This is a genomic window from Burkholderia sp. YIM B11467 (assembly GCF_052952715.1).
In genome coordinates this window covers 241,584-259,296 of the sequence record NZ_JBQVSQ010000009.1, presented here as the reverse complement: position 1 = coordinate 259,296, position 17,713 = coordinate 241,584, and the positions used below count along the sequence as shown (strand labels likewise).

Annotated in this window: 16 protein-coding genes; 11 read left to right on the top strand and 5 right to left on the bottom strand. The window is 65.7% G+C overall.

Features of this window, described 5'->3' with window-relative positions; all coding sequences use genetic code 11:
- Window positions 1-76: 76 nt before the first annotated feature.
- Both ACTRWB_RS28400 and ACTRWB_RS28395 read right to left on the bottom strand, forming a co-directional pair.
- A complete protein-coding gene (locus ACTRWB_RS28400) occupies window positions 77-838 on the bottom strand; it encodes an ABC transporter permease (RefSeq protein WP_446903798.1) in 762 nt (253 codons plus the stop codon).
- Window positions 839-843: 5 nt separating this feature from the next.
- On the bottom strand, window positions 844-1,788 hold the full coding sequence (locus tag ACTRWB_RS28395) for an ABC transporter ATP-binding protein (protein ID WP_446903797.1): 945 nt from the start codon (window positions 1,786-1,788) through the stop codon (window positions 844-846).
- 441 nt (window positions 1,789-2,229) lie between these two features.
- Between ACTRWB_RS28395 and ACTRWB_RS28390 the strand changes: the two genes are divergently transcribed.
- The 9 genes from ACTRWB_RS28390 (at window position 2,230) to ACTRWB_RS28350 (ending at window position 11,561) form a co-directional block, all read left to right on the top strand.
- Window positions 2,230-2,526, top strand: coding sequence for a cupin domain-containing protein (locus ACTRWB_RS28390; protein ID WP_193099863.1), 297 nt, complete (start codon window positions 2,230-2,232; stop codon window positions 2,524-2,526).
- A gap of 620 nt (window positions 2,527-3,146) precedes the next feature.
- Window positions 3,147-4,760, top strand: coding sequence for a DUF2957 domain-containing protein (locus ACTRWB_RS28385; RefSeq protein ID WP_129515670.1), 1,614 nt, complete (start codon window positions 3,147-3,149; stop codon window positions 4,758-4,760).
- Window positions 4,761-4,833: 73 nt separating this feature from the next.
- Entirely contained in the window at window positions 4,834-6,087 is a 1,254-nt protein-coding gene (locus ACTRWB_RS28380) for a DUF2957 domain-containing protein (RefSeq protein WP_446903796.1), read from the top strand.
- A 73-nt stretch (window positions 6,088-6,160) separates the two neighbouring features.
- Entirely contained in the window at window positions 6,161-6,985 is an 825-nt protein-coding gene (locus tag ACTRWB_RS28375; RefSeq protein ID WP_048243265.1) for an OmpW/AlkL family protein, read from the top strand.
- Between the two features lie 121 nt (window positions 6,986-7,106).
- The gene (locus ACTRWB_RS28370) at window positions 7,107-7,610 is read left to right on the top strand and encodes an activator protein (RefSeq protein WP_129515668.1); all 504 of its coding nucleotides are present in this window, start codon (window positions 7,107-7,109) and stop codon (window positions 7,608-7,610) included.
- A gap of 233 nt (window positions 7,611-7,843) precedes the next feature.
- Window positions 7,844-8,965 carry a hypothetical protein gene (locus ACTRWB_RS28365; RefSeq protein WP_446903795.1) on the top strand — a complete coding sequence of 374 codons (1,122 nt, stop codon included), beginning with the start codon at window positions 7,844-7,846 and terminating at the stop codon, window positions 8,963-8,965.
- A 346-nt stretch (window positions 8,966-9,311) separates the two neighbouring features.
- Window positions 9,312-10,454, top strand: coding sequence for an MGDG synthase family glycosyltransferase (locus ACTRWB_RS28360; RefSeq protein ID WP_048243268.1), 1,143 nt, complete (start codon window positions 9,312-9,314; stop codon window positions 10,452-10,454).
- Window positions 10,451-10,948 carry a hypothetical protein gene (locus tag ACTRWB_RS28355; RefSeq protein WP_048243269.1) on the top strand — a complete coding sequence of 166 codons (498 nt, stop codon included), beginning with the start codon at window positions 10,451-10,453 and terminating at the stop codon, window positions 10,946-10,948. The genes ACTRWB_RS28360 and ACTRWB_RS28355 overlap by 4 nt, the downstream gene beginning before the upstream one ends.
- A gap of 13 nt (window positions 10,949-10,961) precedes the next feature.
- Window positions 10,962-11,561: a dual specificity protein phosphatase family protein gene (locus tag ACTRWB_RS28350; protein ID WP_446903794.1), complete on the top strand. Its 600-nt coding sequence runs from the start codon at window positions 10,962-10,964 to the stop codon at window positions 11,559-11,561.
- 86 nt (window positions 11,562-11,647) lie between these two features.
- Here the strand turns inward: ACTRWB_RS28350 and betA are convergent, their stop codons facing one another.
- From betA to betI, 3 genes are read right to left on the bottom strand one after another with little or no spacing between them, the layout of a single operon-like run.
- Entirely contained in the window at window positions 11,648-13,348 is a 1,701-nt protein-coding gene (betA, locus tag ACTRWB_RS28345) for a choline dehydrogenase (protein WP_446903793.1), read from the bottom strand.
- Between the two features lie 23 nt (window positions 13,349-13,371).
- A complete protein-coding gene (gene betB, locus ACTRWB_RS28340) occupies window positions 13,372-14,841 on the bottom strand; it encodes a betaine-aldehyde dehydrogenase (protein WP_193099869.1) in 1,470 nt (489 codons plus the stop codon).
- Between the two features lie 32 nt (window positions 14,842-14,873).
- Window positions 14,874-15,458, bottom strand: a complete 585-nt coding sequence (betI, locus tag ACTRWB_RS28335; protein ID WP_446903792.1) for a transcriptional regulator BetI — start codon at window positions 15,456-15,458, stop codon at window positions 14,874-14,876.
- Between the two features lie 722 nt (window positions 15,459-16,180).
- Between betI and ACTRWB_RS28330 the strand changes: the two genes are divergently transcribed.
- Together ACTRWB_RS28330 and ACTRWB_RS28325 are read left to right on the top strand one after the other, a co-directional pair.
- Window positions 16,181-17,083 (top strand): alpha/beta fold hydrolase, encoded by a 903-nt coding sequence (locus ACTRWB_RS28330; RefSeq protein WP_446903791.1) that lies wholly within the window; start codon window positions 16,181-16,183, stop codon window positions 17,081-17,083.
- Between the two features lie 58 nt (window positions 17,084-17,141).
- The gene (locus ACTRWB_RS28325; protein ID WP_011547084.1) at window positions 17,142-17,711 is read left to right on the top strand and encodes a methyltransferase family protein; all 570 of its coding nucleotides are present in this window, start codon (window positions 17,142-17,144) and stop codon (window positions 17,709-17,711) included.
- Window positions 17,712-17,713 lie beyond the last annotated feature (2 nt).

The following is a 17,713-nucleotide window of genomic DNA, read 5'->3' as shown; positions in this document are numbered from 1 at the left end:
GACCACAAAATGCCGCATCAGAGGAAAAGCGCCGCCTGCTTGCTCAAATGCGTCATCGGCGGCGGCGCGTGCCGCGTCAATTCTTCAGCTTGTATCCGGTGCGGAACATCCACGCGACGATCGCGAGCAGGATCACGAGGAACAGCCCGGTGGCGGCGAGGCTGATCCACACGTGCACGTCCGCGATCCCGTAGAACGACCAGCGGAAGCCGCTGATCAGGTAGACGATCGGGTTGAACAGCGTGATGATGCGCCACGCGGGCGGCAGCATGTCGACCGAATAGAAGCTGCCGCCGAGGAACGTGAGCGGCGTGATGATCAGGAGCGGCACGAGCTGCAGCTTCTCGAAGCTGTCGGCCCAGATGCCGATCACGAAGCCGAACAGGCTGAACGTGATCGCCGTCAGCACGAGGAACAGCACCATCCAGAACGGGTGCAGGATGTGCAGCGGCACGAACAGGCCGGCCGTGGCGAGGATGATGACGCCGAGCAGCATCGACTTCGACGCGGCCGCGCCCACGTAGGCGATCACGATCTCCCAGTACGACACGGGCGCGGACAGGATCTCGTAGATCGTGCCGGTGAAGCGCGGGAAGTAGATGCCGAACGACGCGTTCGAGATGCTTTGCGACAGCAACGACAGCATCACGAGGCCCGGCACGATGAACGACCCGTAGCCGATGCCGTTCACGTCGCTGATGCGCGAGCCGATCGCGGAGCCGAACACGACGAAATACAGCGACGTCGAGATCACCGGCGCGATGATGCTCTGCATCAGCGTGCGGCGCGTGCGGGCCATTTCTGCGCGGTAGATCGCGCGGATGCCTTGCAGGTTCATGGGCGTCAGGCTCCTTGTACGCCGTTGCGGCGGTTGTCGATCAGGCTGACGAAAATATCCTCGAGCGAGCTCTGCGTCGTGTGCAGGTCGCGGAAGCCGATGCCGGCCGAACCGAGCGCGTTGATCAGTTTCGCGATGCTCGCGTCGTCGCGTTGCGAGTCGTACGTGTAGACGAGCGCGGCGCCGTCGTCCGCGCGTTCGAGCCCGAACGGCGCGAGCGTGGGCGGCACGTCCTCGAGCGGGTGTTCGAGCTGCACGGTCAATTGCTTCTTGCCGAGCTTGCGCATCAGCTCGCGCTTTTCCTCGACGAGTACGAGCTCGCCGCCGAGGATGATGCCGATGCGGTCGGCCATCTCCTCGGCTTCCTCGATGTAGTGCGTGGTCAGCAGGATCGTCACGCCGCTTTCGCGCAGCGAATCGACGAGCTTCCACATGTCGCGGCGCAACTCGACGTCGACGCCGGCCGTCGGTTCGTCGAGGAACAGGATGCGCGGCTCGTGCGACAGCGCCTTCGCGATCATCACGCGGCGCTTCATGCCGCCCGACAGCGTCATCAGCTTGTTGTCGCGCTTGTCCCACAGCGACAGCGCCTTCAGCGTCTTCTCGATATAGGCGGGATCGGGCGCCTTGCCGAACAGGCCGCGGCTGAACGACACGGTCGCCCAGACGGTTTCGAACGCGTCGGTCGTCAGCTCCTGCGGCACGAGGCCGATCATTTCGCGGGCCGCGCGGTATTGATCGCGGATGTCGTGGCCGCCGACCGTCACGCGGCCTGCGGTCGGCGTGACGATGCCGCAGATCGAGCCGATCAGCGTCGTCTTGCCGGCGCCGTTCGGCCCGAGCAGCGCGAAGATCTCGCCGGGGCGGATGTCGAGGGTCACGTGCTTCAGCGCCTGAAAGCCGGACGCGTAAGTCTTGGAGAGGTCGGAGACGGAAAGGATCGGTTGCATGCTCACGGATGGCATGGCCGGCCGGCGCGACGGCGTGCGCCGCGCGTGCCCGGCGTCGCCGCCGCTGCGAAGCGGCCGGGACCGGGGACGGCATGGCGGACGGGCGTCATGTCGAACGGCGCTGTGATGCGGGATCGCGGGACCGCCATATTAGCAATCGGTAGATGGAAATGCATTCTGATGGAAAGGCCGCGCAGGATCGGCGCCGGATTTGCGTGAAATACGTGTGCGTTGCTCAATAAGGTGCCTGTTTATTTGAGGTGGGCGAACAATGCGTGCCGTTTTCCGTGAATCGGGCGGCGAGCGCGTTCTGGCGCGGCAGCGCGGCGGCCGGCCGGCCGACTGTGCCGCCCGAACACCGCCGCGCCGTACCGGGACGGCATGCACCACGCTCGCGATAATGCGTTCCTTTCACGGTTCACGACTCACGGAGCGGCGCGCATGTCATTGGTCGATTTCAAATCCGTTGCGGCCGCGCAGGCCGTTGCATGGAAATCCACGATCGTCGGCGAAGTCGGGCCGGCCAGGATCAAGGTGCTGCGGATGGACGCGCAGCCTTACGAAGCGGAAGTGCACGACTACAACGAGGGGCTGCTGGTGCTCGACGGCAAGCTGATGCTCGAAGTCGACGCGGAAACGGTCGTGGTCGAGGCCGGGCAGATGTATCTCGCGCTCGCCGGCACGCGTCATGCGGTGCTGCCCGGCAGTCACGGCACGCTCGCGATCATCGACGTGTAAGGTTGCGCCGCAGCATCCGTGCGGGCCGTCGCGGGCCGGCCCGCTTGGCTGGGCGCGGGTTGGCCGCCTTCGTTCAAACGCGTGTTACACCGCTCCGGTATTTGTCTGAGCAAATAAAATGAAGGCTGTTTGAAAATGTGTCAAATACCGTGTAAACGCTAGGGTCGGGCGACTTGCATCGTTTGGAACTCGGCATCCATTTACTTGTTTGAATGGTCCGCTCATAGTTTCGACAAACGACGCATCACGATAACCAATCAAGCGTACGTACGGAGACCCATTCATGAAGCGCGTATCCGCGGGGCCAATCGGACTGCCGTTTCCCAGTTTTTCGCTGAATGCAGGCGCGACGACGCAGGTCGCTTGCCTGCGTTATCGCATCGCCGTGTAGCGGCGAACCACTTTCCGTTTCGATTGTTCCGACGGCGCCGTGCCGGATGACGGCGCCGCGGGAGAGCGCTTGTCTGCCGCCGCGGTTTTCATCGCATTTGCGTGAGCCGCGGAGCGGTTGCCTTGCGTGCACCATCATGCGCCGCGTGTTCGTGCGGCGGCGCGATACCAACCGGCGGGCCATGCAGCCCGGCCGGACGAGACTTGTCGTACCTGAAAAGGAGGGGTTGATGCTTTGCATTCCTGAATGGCGGAAGGCGATCCTGTCGTGCGCCGTGCTGGCGCTGCCGTTCGTCGCCGGTTGCGGCGGCGGCGACGATCCGGGGCCGATCAACGTGCCGCAGTGCTCGGGCAGCGCATGCGGGCCGAGCGGCGCCGAAACGACGCCGCCCGTCGTGACGAAGCTGTGTCCGGACGCGCTCGATTACACGACGACCTATACGGGCGGCGCCGGCAGCGGCGAATACGTGAAGGTGAAGTTCGACACGACGAAGCTCACCTATCAGATGCAGTTCATCGAATCGTCGGTGCCGACGTCGGCAGGACAGGTCAACAACACGCGTGCGGGCCTGACGATCAGCGGCGCATTCCATCATCCGGCCAATCTCCCGACCGCCGAGCAGAATCGCTGCGCATTCGTGCTCGACAGTGGCGCGACGAGCGACGGCGCGTATGCGGTGACGATCAACCGCGCGGATCCGCCGATGCTGTTCGTCGGCAATGGTGTGGTGGGCGGCGGGATTCCCGGGGCGACGATCGCGTTCGCCGGGATCGAACCGTTCCCCGGCTTCTTGCTGGGTGTCGTGCCGTCGCGTACGTTCGATTTTTATCCGTTCATCGGCTTTACCCAAACCGAAACTGATTTCACGAAGGTCGCGGGCAACTACAACGAAGTGGGTATCCACCTGTCGCCCGTCGGCGGCAGCGCCCAGAGCAGTGCCGGGGCGGTCGGCTGGGAGCCGGACGTGGTCAACTGGAACCAGACGTTCAATGCGGACGGTTCGTGCACGATCACCCCGAATAGCGACTACTCGTGCCAGACCACCGGGTCGCCGTGGGCATTGCGCAAGAACGCCGACGGATCGGCCGACAACGTGTTCGTGAGCAACGCGGTGGCGAACCAGTTCGGTGCGGTCTCGTATCCGGTGGCGGGTCAGGCGCCGGGCCTCGTGATCGCGACGCCGAGCCAGGCGAAGGGGATCATGATTGTCGGCAAGCTGAACGGTGTGCGGGTGCCGGTCGTGATTCGAGTCGGTTACACGCATGTCGATTCGAGCAATGCGCTGGCGTCGGTCGCCGATGCCGAAGTGGGGATCTCGATGCTCTCGTCGACCACCGCCATCGCGGCAAACTCGCTGAAGGGCGGCTTCATCGGCGCAACGAGCGCGTCCGCATGCGGTGTCGTGGCGCCCAGCACCGCGACGTTCGCGGTCGCGAATTCGGGCCCGAGCTTCAACAACAACGTGCCGCACCCGGATCTGCCCGGCAGTTTCAACGGCACCTTCTTCCTGGCGCAGGCGGGCAGCTGCAACGACGGCACCGCGGTATCGACGATCGCCGCGAACTATACGTCCACGCTGTTCCAGGGCAGCACCGCGGCGTTCATCGACCCGCAGACGTCGTCGGTGACCTCGCAGTTCGCGCTGGACTACACGCAGGCCACGCCCGGCAAGATCAAGGTCACGGCCACGCAGGACTTCAACGCGAAGGGTGCAAGCGGCAACGTCGCGATCTTCAAGAAGGGCGACACGGGCTGGATCGTGACGGCCGGCAACGTCTACGCGATGGTCGTCAACAACAGCCAGGTCAACCCGTTCTTCACGGTCGGCGCGTTCGTCCAGTAACCCGGCGTACTGAACACGTAACACCGGCGGCGCATGCGTCGCCGCCGGCGAATCGAATTTCGAGAGGATTCCTATGAATTTGAAACATTGGATGGCCGCGGCGTCGCTCGCGCCGGTGCTGGCTGCGTGCGGCGGCGACGGCGACCCGCCACCCGCGCCGGTGGTGCGGCTGTGCCCGCAGACGATCGACTACAACACGGTGTTCATTGGCGGGGCGGGGTCGGGCGAGCTCGTGAAAGTGCAGCTCGACACGACGAAGATGACGTACCGGATGACCTATCTCGCATCGCCGGTGCCGACCACCACGGGCACCGTGCAGCCGACTCGCGATACGGCGCCTGCGAATGTAGTTGACGGTACGCTGACCGACGAAACGGGGCTGCCGACCGTGAAGCTGAACCAGTGCACGTTCCGGATGCAGAACGCGAGCCTCGACCCGAGCCGGCCCGCGCGGCTGTTCCTCGGCGAAGGCGTGCTGGGCGGCGCGATTCCCGGCGCGAGTATCCAGTTCAACGGCGTGATCGGCGTCGGCAAGATTCCGCAGACGACGTTCCCGTACTACCCGTTCATCAGTTTCTCGTCGCTGGAAACCGATCTCACGAAGATCGCCGGAACCTACAACCAGCTCGGCTATCACCAGGTGCCGTCGCAGAGCTTCCAGCCGGTGGCGCTCGATCAGAAGGTGACGATCAACGCGGACGGCAGCTACGTCGAGACCGACAACTTCGGCAAGAAGAACGGCGGGCAGCCGCTCGCGTCGAGCGCGACCGTGAACCAGCCGTTCACGCTGCGACCCGATGCGCCGGCGTTCCAGTCGCTCAACTACCAGCCGCAGATTCCGCCGACGCTGGCCGCGCTCGATCCGGCGAAGGCCGGCAAGGGGATCCTGATCGTCGGCAAGCTGCGCAACCAGCTCGTGCCGATCTTCATCCGCACCGGCGCGGCGAACGCGGACCTCACGCAGGGCCCGCCGAGCGCGGACGACGAATCGGGCATCTCGTTCCTGAGCCCGCAGACGGCGATTGCGCTGGGCTCGCAGAACGGCGAGTACACGGGTGTCGACAGCGCGTTCAACTACCGCGCGACCGCGCTCATCGGCGCGCAGGCGACGCTGCTCGATCCGTTCAACGCGTCGCAGGCCGCACTCACGCGCGCACTGAACCTCGACTACACGCAGAAAGTGCCGGGCGTCGTGACGACCGTGCACGCGGATGCGGCGTCGGGCCCGGCAACCGGCAAGTTCGTGTTTACCGGCGGCGTGTTCGGGTTCCTCGACATGGCCGATACGAGCAATCCGTACTTCACGGTCGGCGCGTTCGTGCAGTGACCACACCCGGACGGAGACACGGCGGCGTCGCGCGCGGATGCGCGGCGCCCGGACAGAATGAGGGGGAGACTTGATGAAGAAGCTGATTGTCGCGGGTGTCGTCGCAGGCATGTCGACGCTCGCATCGGCCCAGCAGGCGGGCGACAACGTCGCGACGCTCGGGTGGTTGCACATCATGCCGCAGGATTCGACCAACGGTCTGACGACGAATCTCGCGAGCATGCCGATCAACGGGCCGCTGCGCCTGCCGGGTTCGTTCACGTCGCCGGGCACGAGCCTGACGGTCAACAACGCCGATACCGTCGGCCTCACGCTCACGCACTTCTTCACCGATCACATCGCGGTGACGTCGGTGCTCGGCGTGCCGCCCGAGTTCACGCTGACCGGCCACGGCACGATCAAGCCGCCCGGCCCGGCCGGCGCGCTCGGCAGCGTCAACATGGACGATCCGGCGAACCAGCCGGCCGTGAAGAACGCGCGGCAGTGGAGCCCGACGATCATTCTGCAGTACTACTTCAACTCGTCGACGGCACGGTTCCGGCCGTTCGTCGGGATCGGCGTGGCCTACAGCTGGTTCAGCAACATCGAACTGAACGGCAACTTCGCGAAGGACATCAACCAGAACCTCGGCAGCGTGCTCGCGGCCGGCGCCGGCAAGCCGGGGCCGACGTCGGTGGAGGGCAAGGCGTCGTCGTCGTTCACGCCGGTCTACAACGTCGGCGCGAGTTATGCGATCGACAAGCACTGGGGGCTCACCGCGACGCTGACGTACATGCCGCTGAAGACCTACTCGTCGCTCGTGATCAAGGCGGCGGACGGTTCGACGCTCGCGACCACGCGCACGCGTCTGAAGGCCGATCCGCTGATCACGTTCGTCGGGATTTCCTACAAGTTCTGAACCGACCGGCGCGCATGACGCGCGCCGGCGGTTTCCTGCGACCGGCTGGCCGGATTCGTCCGGCCGGAAGGTTGCGTTCCTGGCGGCGTGCCGCCATTTGTGAAGAGAGGGGGCAGTTCAAATGAGCATTCGCAAAATCGTGTCGCTTGTTGCTGCAGTGGCTTTCACCGCGGTTTCGGCCGCGCCTGCTTTCGCCGTCACCGTTTCGCGTGCCGATGGCCAGCCGATGAATCCGAACGGCGAGCCGTTTTCCGTGTCGGGGCTCACGAGCCTCAGCAAGGGCTCGATCAGCGCGACCTGCACGGCGACGTTCAACGGGACGATCACGTCGACCGGTATCGTCAACATCACGTCGACGACGTTCTCGGGCGGCGGCACCTGCGGCCTGATCAGCGGCACGGCGAGCAGCACGTCGCCGTGGACGGGCCAGGCAGACAGCACGACGCAGCTGTCGATCAACAACGTGCAGGTGAACGTCGCGCTGCTCGGCGCATGCGGCCCGAGCAAGGTGGTCACGGCATGGAACGATCCGAACTCGTCGCTGACGTTCAATAACTCCGTCCTGACGCCGAATTGCTCGGTGTCCGGCACGGTCACGACGTCGCCGAAGTTCCACGTGCAGTAAGCGTCGCGGAACGAAGCGGGAGCCCGCCGCGCGCGAGGGCCGTGCGGCAAGCGTGGCGGGTTTCCGTTACCTCGATCCATTCATATCGTCGCGCGTATCGGCGCGATGGCCGGTTGGCCGCACGTGTCGCGATCCGATGCGGGCGGCCTTGCAGGGTCGGCGCGGCATACCGCGCCACCCGATTCGACTGAAACAACATCATTCCGATTGGCCAGAACTATCCCGGACGACCCATGCTCACCGACCCAGCGAAGTATGGTGATGCCCGCGGCGCGACGCCTGACCGGCTGCGCACGGCCGCGTGGTTGCAGTACCTGATCGAACATCTCGACGCGGCCGCTTGCGCGATGGCGGCGGGCGACGCCGGCGACACGACCGTCGTCGCGTCGCATGCGATACGCGTGCGGGCAGGCGAGAGCCTGTCTCGCGACGCGACGGCGGCCCTTCAACGGCTGGTACCGTGGATCGCAACGGACAGCGGCGGTTGCGCATGCGACCCGACCGACCTGCCCGGCGCGTGCTCGCATGGGCCTTCCGCGCAGCAGATGGCGGAAGCCGAACGCTGTTGCCCCGGCTCGCGCGCCGTGTTCGAAGCGGCGCACGGCGTGATCGATGCGTGCGCATTCGACGATCCCGACGTCGGATGGGCTGCACTCGAACGGATCGCGGGCGGTGTCGAATGCAACGACGCCGATGCCGGCGAACGCGCCGCAGATGAAAAACACGGGCAGGGCGAGATACCCGTTGCGAAGAACCTGAGAGAAAAGCTGGCCGTCGTCGCGGCGACGAGAGCGGAAACATCGGCCCGGCCCGGCGCCATCATCGACGCGATCGTGCTGCGCGCGTGCGGCCCGCGCGACGATGCATCGCGCATCGACGAGATGGCCGCGCTCGCGATGTTCTCGGCCGAGCTCGCCGCCGGCAACGGGGTTTCCGTTGCCGCGTATGGCGGTCAGCACAATCTCGTTGCGCAGGCGATCCGCACGCATCGCGCCGATCTCGCGTCGACGGACGCGCTGCTTGCCGCGCTATCCGTGTGCAGGCTCGATCGACTCGTCGGCGCGGGCAGCTTCTGGGCGTATTACCTGCTGGCCGGCGTCGTGATCGCGGCGCCGGACGCGGTGCGGGACATCGGCCGGCGCTTTCATGGCGACACATGGCAGACATGGCTCGATCACGTGCTCGCGTGGCCGGCGGTCAACCGCTTCGGGCCGACGGAGGATGCCGCGTTCGACCGCCTGCGCAATGCGATGAGCCTGACGTCGCGATGGAATCCGATCGTCCGCGCGAAGCGGATGCGGACGCACGCCGTGGCGGCAGCCCGGCCCGGTGACGACGCGAACAAGGCTGACTGACGCACGGCCTTTGCCGACACGATACGACACGCCCCACGCGCGAGCACTCCGTTCGCGCTGAAATACGGCACCCCATTCGCATGCGCGAGTGGGGCGCCAAACGGTGGCACGCCGCGCCGTCACACCACCCTGACCGACCGCGCGACACCCGCGGATCCGAGCCGCATCGACCGGACGCAGTATGATTCCGCAGACGATGCCGGCGATCGATCGATCCGCAGTACCCGACCGCCCGCACCGCCGAAGGTCCGTCAAGCCAGTTGAAAGCCGGACGCGAACAGCCGTCGCGCGAGATCGCCGCTGCCGAACCCGCGTCCGGACCCCATTCATCGAAACGGTCGGTCAGATGTCAAAGCAACACAAGAAAATCCTTCTCCTGAGCGTCAGCGCCGGCGCCGGTCATACCCGCGCGGCCGAAGCGATCCGCGCATTTGCGGACCACCATCCCGCCGGCATCGAAGCCACCCACCTGGACGTGATGGACTTCGTTTCCACCGGTTTCCGCAAGCTGTACACCGATCTCTACATCAAGCTCGTCAGCAGCCAGCCGGCGCTGTGGGGCTACCTGTACCAGAAGACCGACGAGGTCGATCCCGCCGCGCCGTCGCAGAAGATCCGGCGCGCGATCGAGCGGCTCAATTGCCGGCAGTTGCTCGCGGAGATCGAACGGCAGCGCCCGGACGCGATCATCTGCACGCACTTCCTGCCCGCCGAACTGCTGTCGCGCGAGATCCGCAAGGGGCGCGTCGATACGCCGGTATGGGTGCAGGTCACCGATTTCGACCTGCACAGCATGTGGGTCGTGCCGAACATGCGCGGCTATTTCGCGGCCAACGACGAGATCGCGTGGCGCATGCATGCGCGCGGCATGGCGCCTGAAACGGTGCACGTCAGCGGTATCCCGATCATGCCGGCGTTCGGCCAGCCGCTCGATCGCGCGGCCTGCGCGGCCGAGTTCGGCCTCGATCCCGCGCGGCCGACGTTCCTGATGATGTCGGGCGGCGCCGGCCTCGGCGGGCTCGACGTGCTGGCGACGCGGCTGCTGGAGATGGACGCCGATTTCCAGCTGATCGCGCTGGCCGGCAAGAACCAGGCGATGCTGGCGTCGCTGCAGGCGCTCGCCGCGCGGCATCCCGGCCGGCTCTTTCCGCAGGGCTTCACGCAACAGGTCGAACGCCTGATGGCCTGCGCCGACCTCGTCATCACGAAGCCGGGCGGCCTGACGACGTCCGAATGTCTCGCGATGAAGCTGCCGATGATCGTCAATTCGCCGATTCCGGGCCAGGAAGAGCGCAATGCCGATTTCCTGCTCGAACAGGGCGTGGCGCTCAAGGCCATCGACGACGATGCGCTCGTCTACCGGATCCGCGCGCTGCTGCAGACGCCGGAGCGCCTGGCCGACATGCGCCGCCGTCTGGCTCCGCTCGGGCGGCCGCTGGCCGGACGCTTCGTGCTCGACCGCGTACTGGGCCTGGAGCCTGCCGCATGAGCGTCGCGCGTTTTGTGCCGACGCGTCATACGCTGTTCGTCGTCGCATGGGTCATGTTGCTCGCGTTCTTTTTCGCGAACGTCGAGATCCAGATCGAGGGCAGCGCGGGCTGGGCCGCCAACCTGCCGACCTGGCGCATCGAGCATCACTGGCTGCTCGACCTCTTCTGGGGCGGGCGTCCGATGACCGGCTACCACGCGTGGGTGTTCCCGTTCGTCGCGCTGTTCTTCCACCTGCCGCCCATCTTCAATGCGCGGTGGTCGTGGCGCATCGAAGCCCGCATCATCGCGTGCATCATGGTGTTCTGGCTGACCGAGGATTTTCTGTGGTTCGTGCTGAATCCGGCCTATGGTCTGGCCCGCTTCAACCCGGCCAACGTGCCGTGGCATATCCACTGGCTGGGCGTCGCGCCGACCGACTACTGGACCATGAGCGCCGCCGCGATCGTGCTGTTCATCCTGTCGCGCGAGCGCAGCAAGCGCGCATTTTATTGAACGCTGAACCGACATGAAAACCGCCTTCATTGCCGCGCTCGCCGTCACGCTCGCCGGGCTCGTGCAGCCGGCCCATGCGGATCCGGCCTCCGGTGTTGCGGCTGGACCGATCGCGGCCCGACCGATTCAATGGGCGCAAAGTATTGCCGACGCGCGCGTGAACAACCTGCATCGAATCACGCCGACGCTGTACCGCAGCGCGCAGCTGTCGCGGGCGGACGTGCCGGAGCTGCAGAAGCTCGGCATCCGCAAGGTCATCAGCTTCCGCGCGTTTCACGCGGACGACAGCATCCTGGCCGGTACGCAGATCAAGATGCAGCGCATCCGGATCAACACGTGGGACATCCGCGACGAAGACATGGTCACCGCGCTGAAGGCACTGCGAACCGCCGACCAGGACGGCCCGGTGCTGATTCACTGCCAGCACGGCGCCGATCGCACGGGCCTCGTCTCCGCGCTGTACCGGATGGTGTACCAGGGCTGGACGCGCGAGCAGGCGCTCGACGAGTTGCAACACGGCGGTTACGGGTTCCATCCGATCTGGCAGAACATCACGAATTACCTGGAGCACGTCGACGTCGAGCGTTTGCGGCGAGAGGTCAACAACGGTTGAGCCGGGAATAAAAAAACGCCGCTGACGGGAATCGTCAGCGGCGTTTTCGTTGGTAGGTCCCGGAGCGGGCAGTGCGCCCGCCGTCGTCAGACCGTCTCCGGCTGCCGCACGGCCTTCGCGACATTCCTTGCCAGCGCGCCGTTCGCGACAAAGTACGGCACGTCGACACGCGCGAGCGACTTGCGACCACGGATCTTGTCGGCGATCTTCTCGGCGATCATGATCGTCGGCGCGTTCAGGTTGCCGGTCGTGATGATCGGCATGATCGACGCATCGACGACACGCAGTCCTTCCAGCCCGTGCACGCGACCCTCTTCGTCGACCACGGCCATGTCGTCGTAACCCATCTTGCACGAGCACGACGGATGGAACGCGGTCTCCGCACGGGCCCGCACGAACGCGTCGAGTTCCTTGTCGGTCTTGCAGTCGGCGCCCGGGTTCAGCTCGCGGCCGCGATAGCGGTCGAGCGCGGGCTGCCGCATGATCTCGCGCGTCGCGCGGATCGCATCGCGGAACTCGCGCCAGTCGAGCGCTTCGGCCATGTAGTTGAACAGGATGCTCGGATGCTGGTTCGGATCGCGCGAGCGCAGCTTCACGCGGCCGCGGCTCGGCGAGCGCATCGAGCCGACGTGCGCCTGGAAGCCGTGCATCTCGATCGCGTTCGAGCCGTTGTAGTTGATTGCAACCGGCAGGAAGTGATACTGGATGTTCGGCCACGGATCGTCGTCGCGCGTGCGGATGAAACCGCCCGCCTCGAAGTGATTGCTCGCGCCGAGGCCCGTGCCGTTCAGCATCCATTCGAGGCCGATCTTCGGCTGGTTCCACCACTTGAGCGCCGGGTACAGCGATACGGGCTCCTTGCACTCGTACTGGATGTACATCTCCAGGTGGTCCTGCAGGTTCTGGCCGACACCGGGCAGGTCGAGCACGACGGGAATGTCGAATTCCTTCAGCCACGCGCCGGGGCCGACGCCCGAGCGCTGCAGCAGTTGCGGCGATGCGATCGCGCCGCTGCAGACGAGCACCTCGCGGCGCGCATGCGCGGTCGCGCGCTCGCTGCCGCGCAGGTACGTGACGCCCGATGCGCGCTTGCCGTCGAACAGGATGCGGTCGGCGAGCGCGTGCGTGACGATCTCGAGGTTCGGCCGCGCACGCGCCTGGTCGAGGTAGCCGCGCGCGGTGCTCGCGCGGCGGCCGCGCGGCGTGACGGTGCGGTCCATCGGGCCGAAGCCTTCCTGCTGATAACCGTTCAGGTCGTCGGTGCGCGGGTAACCGGCCTGCACGCCCGCGTCGACCATCGCTTCGAACAGCGGGTTCACGCCCGGCTTGCTGGTCGTGACCGACACGGGGCCGTTGCCGCCGTGGTAGTCGTTCGGGCCGACGTCGCGCGTCTCGGCTTTCTTGAAGTACGGCAGGCAGTCGAGATACGTCCAGTTCTCGAGGCCCTTGTGCGTCGACCAGTTGTCGTAGTCGAGCGCGTTGCCGCGGATGTAGCACATCCCGTTGATCAGCGACGAGCCGCCGAGCCCCTTGCCGCGGCCGCATTCCATCCGGCGGTTGTCCATGTGCGGCTCGGGGTCGGTCTCGTACGCCCAGTTGTAGCGGCGGCCCTGCAGCGGATAGGCCAGCGCCGCCGGCATTTGCGTGCGGAAGTCGAAGCGGTAGTCGGGGCCGCCCGCTTCGAGTAGCAGCACCGTGACGTCCGGATCTTCCGTCAGGCGCGTTGCGAGCACGTTGCCCGCGGAACCGGCGCCGCAGATGATGTAGTCGTATTCGCGTGTCGTCATGACGGGTTCTCCTCCTTGAAGACTCAAAACACCGGGTTGTAGCGGCCGAGCTCGACCTGCACCGACTTGATCCGAGTGTAGTGCTCGAGCGTCGTGATGCCGTTCTCGCGTCCGACACCGGATTGCTTGTATCCGCCAACCGGCATCTCGGCCGGCGATTCGCCCCACGTGTTGATCCAGCAGATGCCGGCTTCGAGGCGATGGATCGTGCGGTGCGCGCGCGACAGGTTCTCGGTCACGACGCCGGCCGCGAGCCCGTAGTGGGTGTCGTTCGCGCGGGCGATCACTTCGTCCTCCGATTCGAAATCGAGGATGCTCATCACCGGCCCGAAGATTTCCTCGCGCACGATTTTCATGTCGTCGCGGCAGTCGCCGAACACGGTCGGCGCGACGTACTGGCCGCTGCCGAAGTGACCGTCGGTCAGGCGCGTGCCGCCCGCGAGCAGTTTCGCGCCTTCGGCCTTGCCGCTTTCGATGAAGCCGAGCACCTTGTCGAGCTGCGCGGCCGACACGAGCGGGCCGAAATTGGTGTCGGCATCGGTCGGCTTGCCGACGCGGATGCGCTTCACGCGTTCGAGCACGCGCTGCGTGAACGCGTCCTTGATCGAGCGGTGCACGAACACGCGCGTGCCGTTCGTGCAGACCTGGCCCGAGCTGAAGAAGTTGGCGGTCACCGCGATGTCGGCCGCGCGGTCGAGGTCCGCATCGTCGAACACGATCAGCGGCGACTTGCCGCCGAGTTCCATCGTCACTTCCTTCAGCGACGACGCGCCGGCCAGCGACATCACCTTCTTGCCCGTCTCGACGCCGCCCGTGAACGACACCTTCGCGATGTCCGGGTGGCCGGTGAGCAGCGCGCCGACCGAGCCGTCGCCCTGCACGACGTTGAACACACCGGCCGGCACGCCGGCTTCCGTATAGATTTCCGCGAGCTTCAGCGCGGTCAGCGGCGTGACTTCGCTCGGCTTGAACACCATCGCGTTGCCGGCCGCGAGCGCGGGTGCCGTCTTCCAGCACGCGATCTGGATCGGGTAGTTCCATGCGCCGATGCCCGCGCACACGCCGAGCGGTTCGCGGCGCGTATAGACGAACGAATCGGCGCGCAGCGGCACCTGTAGCCCTTCGATCGCGGTCGCGAGGCCCGCGTAGTACTCGATCACGTCCGCGCCGGTGACGATGTCGACCGCGAGCGTCTCGCCGATCGGCTTGCCGGTGTCGCGCGTTTCCAGCGCCGCGAGCTCGTCGTTGCGCTCGCGCAGCAGGTCGACCGCGCGGCGCAGGATGCGCGAGCGCTGCATCGCGGTCATCGCGGCCCATTCGCGCTGGCCTTCACGGGCGGACGCGACCGCGCGGTCGACGTCCGCCGCGCTCGCCTGCTGCACCTGAGCCAGCAGTTCGCCGGTGGCGGGATCGAAGGTGTCGAAAGTCTTGCCGCTCGTGGCGTCGACGTAACCGCCGCCGATGTAGAGGCGCTGCAAACCGAATACGGACATGAGGATCTCCTAAAGGGCGATTGCGTGCCGCGTCAGTCGGACGCGAGCAGCAGGTCGATGTAATCGTGGGCGAGCTTCAGCGCCGCCCGGGTGTCGATCGGGCCGCCGGCTAGCGCGCCGCGCAGCCACAGGCCGTCGATCAGCGCGGCGAGGCCGCTGGCGGCTTCCCGCGCTTTCGTGCGCGGCAAGGCCTTCGCGAATTCGGCGCACAGGTTCGAATGGAGGCGCCGCGTGTTGACGTGCTGCAGGCGCTTGAGCATCGGGTCGTGCATGCTCTGCGACCAGAACGCGAGCCACGTCTTCATCACGGGCGCGCTGACCTGCGTGTCGTCGAAGTTCGCGGCGACGATCGCGCGCAGCCGGGCGCGCGGGTCCTTGCGTGCGGCCACGCGACGGGCCGTGGTGGCGGACCACAGGTCGCGCAGCACGTGCCGCATCGTCGCTTCGAGCAGGCCGTTCTTGTCGCCGAAGTAATGGCTGACGATGCCCGTCGAGATGTTCGCGCGTTGCGCGACCGATGCGAGCGTCGTGCCGGGCAGGCCCGCTTCGTCGATCGAGCGCAGCGTGGCGTCGATCAACTGCGCGCGGCGAATCTCCCGCATTCCGACTTTCGGCATCGCGACTCCCTTCGCCCGGACGGGCCAACCATGGAAGTCGAGAGCTTAGCGGTTTTTTATTGATCGTTCAATCAACAAAAAATCGGGGTCCGACGATGAAGCGAGGCTCGGCGGTGTCGCGGATCGGCCACGCGCGGCGATGTGCAGGTGCGGAAAAATGAATTGAAAGAATGTTGAATAACGAGAATTATGTTTAAAACGGTTTGTGAAAAGATGGTGCAATGCACTGGAAAATTTCCGGTCTCGTTTCTATTACGAAACGAAAGAGTGTCGAGGTATGTGATATTCACCGCGATGTGAAATTGTGAATGCGGATGGTGAAGGTCGGTAAATTCCGAAAATCCGTTTCAAGCAGGCGATTTAAATGCTGTACATCGTTGAATAAAAAGAAAAATATGTGGTTTGTGTGTACTGATGAAGGGTGCTCGCAAACGATTGCCGTCGCCTTGGGGACGATCCCGCATACCATAGAAAATGATAAAAAAATTTGAATCCGGCCCATTTCCCAACTGAGTAGAGGGGCTCGTTGGAATGACTTGAGTCAGTAATATTGTCCGTATTAGTATGGCGCCGCACTACGAGGAATGAATGGGCGCCGCGGGTATTTGCCGCGGTGCGTCGGTTATGGGCTCGGCGACAGGTCGTGCGCCGGGCCGACGCCAGCCATTGCGCACCTGCAGCATGCCGCGACGTCGAGACGCCGCATCCACCGGAGAACGACGATGCCGACCGAAAAACACGTGGTCCCGCTGCCGAATGGTCTGAAGGTCTACGTCGAACGGAACGTGTTCGACCCGGCCTTCGACACGGCGATGCTCGTCAACGGCGCGCTCGCGACGACCGCGTCGTTCGGGCAGACCGTCCAGTATCTGGGCGAGCGGATGAACACGATCTGCTTCGACCTGCCGTATGCGGGGCAGTCGCGCCAGCACAACCCGGGCTGCTTCATCCTGACGAAGGACGACGAAGCCGCGATCCTCCAGCATCTGGTCGAGCGCTTCGCGCCCGCGTTCCTGGTGTCGGTGTCGTGGGGCGGCGTCGCGTCGCTGTTCGCACTCGCGCGCGGCTGCCCGAGCGTGCGGCGCGCGGCGATCTGCTCGTTCTCGCCGTTCCTGAACGACGCGATGGTCGACTACGTGACGCGCGCTCGCGATCACATCGCGGCCGGCGAGAACCTGAAGGCCGCGCAGTTGCTGAACGACACCGTCGGCCGCTACCTGCCGCGCATCATGAAGCTGTACAACTACCGGTATCTCACGCGCCTGCCGCGCGACGAGCAGGACCAGGTCGCGTTCCACGTCGACCAGATCCTGTCGCTGCAGCCCGAGCGCTACTTCAGCGAGTTCTCGAACATCGGCTGCGAGCTGCTGTTCCTGAACGGCGAGCGCGACGAATACACGACGCCGGCCGACGTGCGCCAGCTCGGCGCGCACGTGCAGCGCGCGCGGTTCGCGACGGTGCCGGACGCCGGCCATTTCCTCGACATCGAAGGCCGCGCGCAGCGCGAATACACGCGTAACGCGCTGCTCGATTTCTTCTGCGACGGATCGCCGGTCGCGGCCGGCATGGCGCTTGCCGCCGCGCAGGCGTGCGTGTCCGCGCCGATGCACGCGTTGTCGTCGTGACGCCGCGCATCGCGCATCCGGCGTATCCGAATTCCCATCCCAACGAGGCAGGCCAGCCGTGAATATCGTTCAGACCATCGCCATCGTCGTTCCGTGGGCCGCATGGCTCGCCTACTGGATCGCCACGTCGCAGGGCGTGAAGACGACCGTGCGCAAGGAAGCGTCACGCTCGCGCACGCTGCAGTCGATTCCGCTGATCGTCGGCGGCGCGCTGATCATCCTGCCCGATCCGTCATGGCAGGCGCTCGTGCCCGACTGGCAGCGCTTCGGCCTGCAGGCGCAGTGCGGGCTCGCGGTGCTGGTCGCCGGCCTGCTGTTCTCGGTATGGGCGCGGCTGCACCTCGGCACGAACTGGAGCGTGTCGGTCACGCTGAAGGAAGACCATGAACTCGTGCGCACGGGGCCGTACGCACTCGTGCGCCATCCGATCTACACGGGCTGCCTGATCGCGCTCGTCGGCGCCGCGCTGATCGGCGGTGAATGGCGCGGCGCGATCGGCGTGCTGCTCGTGTTCGCGTCGCTCGCGTACAAGGTGCGCGTCGAGGAGAGCTGGCTGACCGGGTATTTCGGGCCGGCGTATGCGCAGTATCGCCGCGAGGTCGCGGCGCTGATTCCCGGCTTCTACTGAAC